Source organism: Mesorhizobium sp. M7A.F.Ca.CA.004.12.1.1 (assembly GCF_003997835.1).
In the GTDB taxonomy this organism is placed as follows: Bacteria; Pseudomonadota; Alphaproteobacteria; order Rhizobiales; family Rhizobiaceae; genus Mesorhizobium.
In genome coordinates this window covers 1-6,443 of the sequence record NZ_RZRK01000329.1, presented here as the reverse complement: position 1 = coordinate 6,443, position 6,443 = coordinate 1, and the positions used below count along the sequence as shown (strand labels likewise).

Genomic DNA, 6,443 nt, shown 5'->3' with positions numbered 1-6,443 from the left:
CCTTCATCCAGCGCACGCTGGTGCGGGAACAGGCCTTCCTCCCAGCCGGGCAGGAAGACGGTCTCGAATTCGAGGCCCTTGGCCGAATGCAGCGTCATGATCGAGACGGCGTCGAGCCCGGCATTCTGCTCGGCGTCCATGACGAGTGCGACATGCTCAAGGAAGGAGCGCAGCGATTCGTACTCCTCCATCGAACGGATCAGCTCTTTCAAATTCTCCAGCCGGCCGGGGGCTTCGACCGAGCGGTCGTTTTTCCACATGTCGGTGTAGCCGCTCTCTTCCAAGATGGTCTCGGCGAGCTCGGTGTGCGGCGTGGTTTCCAGCGCCTTTTGCCAGCGCTCGAAATTGGCCGACACCTCGCGCAAGGCAGCGCGCGGCTTCGGCTTCAACTCGTCGCTTTCGGCCAGCTTGGCGGCGGCCTCCAGCATCGGGATGCGCAGCGCACGCGCGGTGTCGTGGATCTGGCGGATGGTGGCTTCGCCAAGGCCGCGCTTCGGCACATTGACGATGCGCTCGAAGGCGAGGTCGTCGGCGCCTTGGGCGACGACACGGAAGAAGGCCAGCGCATCGCGGATTTCCATGCGCTCGTAGAAGCGCGGGCCGCCGATGACGCGGTAGTTGAGGCCGAGTGTGACGAAACGGTCCTCGAATTCGCGCATCTGGAAGGACGCGCGGACCAGGATCGCCATGTCGTTGAGATTGTGCTTTTGCCGCTGGTAGGTCTCGATGGTATCGCCGACGGCGCGCGCTTCTTCCTCGGAATCCCAGGCGGCGTGGACATGCACCTTGCCGTCCTCCGGATCGTTCCGGTCGGTGAACAGCGTCTTGCCGAAGCGGCCCTCATTGTGGGCGATGAGGTGGGAGGCCGCGCCAAGGATGTGCGCGGTCGAGCGGTAGTTGCGCTCCAGCCGGATGATGGTGGCGCCGGGAAAATCCTTGTCGAAGCGCAGGATGTTGTCGATCTCGGCACCGCGCCAGCCATAGATCGACTGATCGTCGTCGCCGACGCAGCAGATGTTTACGGTGGCGCGGGTTTCGGCCGAAGAGCGCCCAATCTCCCCCCTAGAGGGGGAGATGTCGCCGGAGGCGACAGAGGGGGGCGCTGTCCCTCCAGCCTGTCGGCGCGAGGCGCCCCCCTCTGTCCTGCCGGACATCTCCCCCTCAAGGGGGGAGATCGGCTTGCCTTGAGGCCGCTGCGCCAGGAGGCGCAGCCACATGTACTGGGCGGTGTTGGTGTCCTGGTACTCGTCGACGAGGATGTATTTGAAGCGCTTGTGGTATTCCTTGAGCACGTCCGGATTGGCGCGGAAGATGCGGATCGGGTGGCACAGCAGGTCGCCGAAATCGCAGGCGTTCAGCGTCTTCAGCCGCTCCTGATAGGCCTTGTAGAGTTCGCGGCCCTTGCCGTTGGCGAAGGCGCGGGCGTCGCCCTCGGTGATGTCGGACGGGCCTTGTCCCTTGTTCTTCCAGCCGTCGATCATCTGGGCGAACTGCTTGGCCGGCCAGCGCTTGTCGTCCAGACCTTCGGCCTGGATCAGCTGCTTGATCAGCCGCACGACGTCGTCGGTGTCGAGGATGGTGAAGTCGGAGCGCAAACCGGCGAGTTCGGCATGTCTGCGAAGCAGCTTCACGCCAATCGAGTGGAAGGTGCCGAGCCATGGCATGCCCTCGACGTTGCCTTCGCCGATCAGGACGCCGATGCGGATCTTCATCTCGCGCGCGGCCTTGTTGGTGAAGGTCACCGCGAGGATCTGCGACGGGAACGCCTTGCCGGTGGCGAGGATGTGAGCGATGCGGGTGGTGAGCACGCGGGTCTTGCCGGTGCCGGCTCCGGCCAGCACCAGAACCGGGCCTTCGGTGGTTTCCACCGCCAGCCGCTGCTCCGGGTTGAGGCCCTTCAGATAGTCGGGTGCGTTGTTGTGTCCGCTGCGGGCAGCCATGGCGCGCGCGGCGATGCCCGACGGGGCCGTGGGCCGCGCATTGGGTTCGTCGAAAAAGGGCATGTCTTCGGAAAAGCCGGACATCGCCCCGAATGTAGTGATTCGGTGGGGAAAGACCAGAACTGTCTACGTTTTGTTCCGCTAAAGTGCCCGATTGCTGCCCACGCTCCCAGTGCGGTCGATGTTATCCCAATGGCGATGGACCATTACCGCCTGCGCTTGAGGCCCATGCTTGACAGGCGGGACCGTCGGGAGAAAGTTGTGCTTCGGGCAGCGACGCAATGCCGGGTTGCCATGGCAGCGCCGCAAAGCGCAACAGTCGAAGGAGTATCATCTTGGCTGTCACCATCACCTCCCTCATTCTTTTCCTCATCGGCCTGGCACTCGGCGGCGGCGGCATCCGCCTGGCGATGCTGGGCGGCAGCTGGTACTATGTCGTTGCCGGCCTTGCCTTCCTGATCGCCGCCTGGCTGCTTTACCGGCGCAGGTCGACTGCTTTGTGGCTCTACGCGGTGATCGTGCTCGGCACGTTGGCCTGGGCGGTCTGGGAAACCGGCTTCGACTGGTGGGAACTCGGGCCTCGCGGCGGCATCATCGTGCTTCTCGCTTTTTGGCTGCTGACGCCGTGGGCGAGGCGGGGTCTCGTCGGCCCTGACGGGCGCGCGCCGCTGATCCTTGCCGTGCTGGCATCATTGGCCGTCGCCGGTTATTCGATGACTTCGGATCCGAAGGATATTGCCGGCGAACTCGGCACCGACAAGGTGGTCGCCAACGCCAATCTCGGCAATGATGTGCCGGCCGGCGAATGGCACTATTACGGCCGCACGCAGTTCGGCCAGCGCTATTCGCCGCTCGACCAGATCACACCGGACAATGTCGCCAAGCTGCAGCCTGCCTGGACCTACCAGACCGGCGATGTGAAGGGTCCCGACGATGTCGGCGAGACCACCTATCAGGTGACGCCGCTGAAGATCGGCGACACACTCTACATCTGCACGCCGCATAATTTCGCCATCGCCATCGATGCCGCGAGCGGAAAGGAGAAATGGCGCTTCGATCCCAAGGTCAAGCTCGACAAGGACCGCCAGCACCAGACCTGCCGCGGCGTGGCCTATTACGCCGATGCCGCCGGCGCCGCCGGGCAGCCCTGTGCGACCCGCGTCTATCTGCCGACCTCGGATGCGCGGCTGATCGCGCTCGATGCCGCCAACGGGCAGATCTGCCCGGCTTTCGCCGAGGGCGGCACGCTGAACCTTCTGACCAACATGCCCTATCCGAAGTCGGGCTATTATTACTCGACCTCGGCCCCGCTGATCTCAGCCGGCAAGATCATCGTCGGCGGCGCGGTCAACGACAATTATTCGACGCAGGAGCCATCCGGCGTCATCCGCGCCTACGACGCTGCCACCGGCGCGCTGGTGTGGAACTGGGATTCCGGCAATCCGGACCAGATAACGCCGCTGCCGGCCGGCCAGACCTATACCGCCAACTCGCCCAACATGTGGTCGACGCCGAGCGCCGACGAGAAGCTCGGCCTGCTCTACGTGCCGCTCGGCAACCAGACGCCGGACCAGCTCGGCGCCGGGCGCAGCGCCAATGTCGAGAAGTTCTCGTCGTCGATCACCGCGCTCGACCTCAACACCGGGCAGGTGCGCTGGGTGCGGCAGACCGTGCACCACGATCTCTGGGACATGGACGTGCCGGCGCAGCCGAGCCTGATCGACATCACCAAACCCGACGGCACGGTGGTGCCGGCGCTGGTCGGGCCGACCAAGCAGGGCGACCTCTATGTGCTCGACCGCCGCACCGGCGAGCCGGTCATTGCGGTCAACGAAGTGCCGGCGCCCGGCGGCGCGATCGAAGGTGACCACACATCGCCAACGCAGCCGGTCTCCGACCTTACCTTCATGCCGAAGCCGCTCACCGGTGCCGACATGTGGGGCCTAACCATGTTCGACCAGTTGGCCTGCCGGATCGAATTCCAGGGCCTGCGCTATGAGGGTCGCTATACGCCGCCTTCCGTCCAGGGCTCGCTGATCTACCCCGGCAACTTCGGCACCTTCAACTGGGGTGGCGTCGCCGTCGACCCGGTCCGGCAGGTGCTGTTCGGCATGCCGACCTATCTGGCGTTCAAGTCGGAGCTCATTCCGCGCGATCAGGTGCCGCCACCGGACGAAGGGCGCGGCAGCGAGCAGGGGCTGAACCGCAACGAGGGCGCGCCCTATGCGGTGGTGATGGGACCGTTCCTGTCGCCGCTCGGCATTCCTTGCCAGGCGCCGCCCTGGGGCTATGTCGCCGGCGCCGATCTCAGGACCGGCAAGATCGCCTACATGCATCGCAACGGCACCGTCTACGATATGACGCCGCTGCCGCTGCCGCTGAAGGTCGGGGTGCCGGGCATTGGCGGGCCGATGATCACCGCTGGCGGCGTCGCCTTCCTGGGGGCGGCGGTCGACGACTATCTGCGCGCCTACGACCTGACATCGGGCAAGCAGCTGTGGCAGGCGCGGCTGCCGGCCGGCGGGCAATCGACGCCGATGACCTATACGGTGGCCGACGGCCGCCAGTTCGTGGTCATCGTCGCCGGCGGCCACGGTTCGGTCGGCACCAAGCCCGGGGACTATGTGATCGCCTACGCGCTGCCGAAGTAGGGGCGCAGGGCGCGCGATCTCTCAGAGGTCGCGCCGCCCATCATCTGTGCCGGTATCTTTTCCCCGCATAGTGACGGGGAAAAGTGCCCGACTGGGCGATGAGGGGCGGCAAATCTTCCGATCGGCCCGATTGTCGATCAGCCAATCCCCAGATGGCCCTTCAGGCTGGGCACCGAGCCGAGCACCTTGTTGGTCAGGTCGGGGCCGGCGGCGGCTTCGGCCTGCTGGATCAGCGTCGCGCCGGCCTTCTGGATCTGCGCCATGTCGAGCCCGGATGCCTTGAGCGCGGCGACGCCGTTGATCAGCGCGCCGGCCTTCTCGCCGAGAACGCCGCCAAGCGCGCCCTGCAACGACGACAAAAAACCGCCGCCGCCGGCCGGAGCGGCAGCCATGACGTCATATTGATGGGCGAGGTCGTCGGCGCCGGGGATCCTGGCGAAGAACGCCGAGGCGCTGGTGCCTTCCGCCTCGTGTTCGAGCACCGAGAAGATGGTGCCGACGACTTTCTCCGTCGTCGCCTGGTCGAGGTCCGCCTTCTGCGAAACGGTGTTGACGATGTCCTGGACGTTCATGGCGTCACTCAGCCCTGGGTTTTCGTGTTGCGGTTCCGCTCAGTGCGGACCCTGATCAACGATCGTCTGCCTGCGTTCAGAACCATCGAGCACAGGGCCAAAGCGGCACTCGCCGAAAGGACGAGCGCGCTGGCGAGGATCGGGGAAGGCATGGTCATGGTCATCGCTTCCTTCTGGGTCTGACGTGTGGGCACACGGCCAAGATACTGGGCGATAGCCACCTTCCCTCACGATTGTGGCAGCGCCAGCAGGATTTATCGCCAATGACCAAAAAGTGATGACACGGCCGCGCATGGCGCCGGCTTTACTGCTCGGGCGCGGCCGGCGCCCTGCGCCCTGAGGCAATCGGCGGCCGCGATGAGTGCTCGACTGGATCATGCCGGCTTGGTCCCTATGTAGCTGGGAATTAAAGCCCGAAGCAGAGGACCTATCCATGACGAAACCCGACGCCAAGCCCGCCATCACCCAGGCGATGATCGACGCCTATGACGAATACACGCATCTGACGCTCGATCGCCGCCGGTTCATGGAGCAGTTGACCCGGCTTGCCGGATCGGGTGCGGCGGCGGCCGCGATCGCGCCGCTTCTGGCGGCAAATTCGGCGCAAGCGGCTGTTGTCGCCGACAACGATCCGCGGGTGAAGGGCGAGGACATCAGCTATCCCGGCAGCAGCGGCGAAATGAAGGGCTACCTGGTCAAGCCGGTGGACAAGGCGGGCAAGCTCGGCACGGTGATCGTCGTGCATGAGAACAGGGGGCTCAACCCGCATATCCGCGATGTGACGCGACGCGTGGCGCTGGAGGGGTTCGTGGCGCTGGCGCCGGATTTTCTGTCGCCGCTCGGCGGAACGCCAACCGATGAAGACAAGGCGCGCGACATGTTCGCCAAGCTCGATCCGGCGCAGACCATCGCCAACGGTGTCGCGACCGTCGCTTTCCTCAAGAGCGACAAGGACGGCAACGGCAAGGTCGGCGCCATCGGCTTCTGCTGGGGTGGCGGCACGGTCAACATGCTGGCCATCAACGCGCCCGATCTCAGTGCCGGCGTTGCCTATTACGGCATGCAACCGAAGGCCGCCGATGTATCCAAGATCAAGGCGGCCTTGCTGTTGCACTATGGCGGACTGGACGAGCGCATCAATGCCGGCATCGACGCCTTCAAGAAGGAACTCGACGCGGCGCATGTCGAATACACGGTCTATGTCTATGAAGGCGCCAACCATGCCTTCAACAACGACACGTCGGCAGCGCGCTACGACAAGAAGGCGGCCGACCTGGCCT

Annotated in this window: 5 protein-coding genes; 3 read left to right on the top strand and 2 right to left on the bottom strand. The window is 65.1% G+C overall.

Annotated elements, in window-relative coordinates; genetic code table 11:
- Nucleotides 1-2,024 (bottom strand): UvrD-helicase domain-containing protein (locus EN984_RS18220; RefSeq protein WP_127383865.1); only part of this gene is annotated, 2,024 nt, incomplete at its 3' end.
- A gap of 251 nt (nucleotides 2,025-2,275) precedes the next feature.
- Here EN984_RS18220 and EN984_RS18215 point away from each other — a divergent pair.
- Nucleotides 2,276-4,591, top strand: a complete 2,316-nt coding sequence (locus EN984_RS18215; protein ID WP_127273330.1) for a glucose/quinate/shikimate family membrane-bound PQQ-dependent dehydrogenase — start codon at nucleotides 2,276-2,278, stop codon at nucleotides 4,589-4,591.
- A 137-nt stretch (nucleotides 4,592-4,728) separates the two neighbouring features.
- Here the strand turns inward: EN984_RS18215 and EN984_RS18210 are convergent, their stop codons facing one another.
- On the bottom strand, nucleotides 4,729-5,163 hold the full coding sequence (locus tag EN984_RS18210) for a hypothetical protein (RefSeq protein ID WP_127271113.1): 435 nt from the start codon (nucleotides 5,161-5,163) through the stop codon (nucleotides 4,729-4,731).
- Nucleotides 5,164-5,205: 42 nt separating this feature from the next.
- Here EN984_RS18210 and EN984_RS38225 point away from each other — a divergent pair, with 42 nt between their 5' ends.
- Both EN984_RS38225 and EN984_RS18200 read left to right on the top strand, forming a co-directional pair.
- Nucleotides 5,206-5,346 (top strand): hypothetical protein, encoded by a 141-nt coding sequence (locus EN984_RS38225; RefSeq protein WP_164776157.1) that lies wholly within the window; start codon nucleotides 5,206-5,208, stop codon nucleotides 5,344-5,346.
- A 250-nt stretch (nucleotides 5,347-5,596) separates the two neighbouring features.
- Nucleotides 5,597-6,443 (top strand): dienelactone hydrolase family protein (locus tag EN984_RS18200; protein ID WP_164765514.1); only part of this gene is annotated, 847 nt, incomplete at its 3' end.

What these genes read in the sequence shown, in the direction of transcription:
- EN984_RS18210 (WP_127271113.1), bottom strand. Translation starts at nt 5,163, where the DNA reads ATGAACGTCCAGGACATCGTCAACACCGTTTCGCAGAAGGCGGACCTC.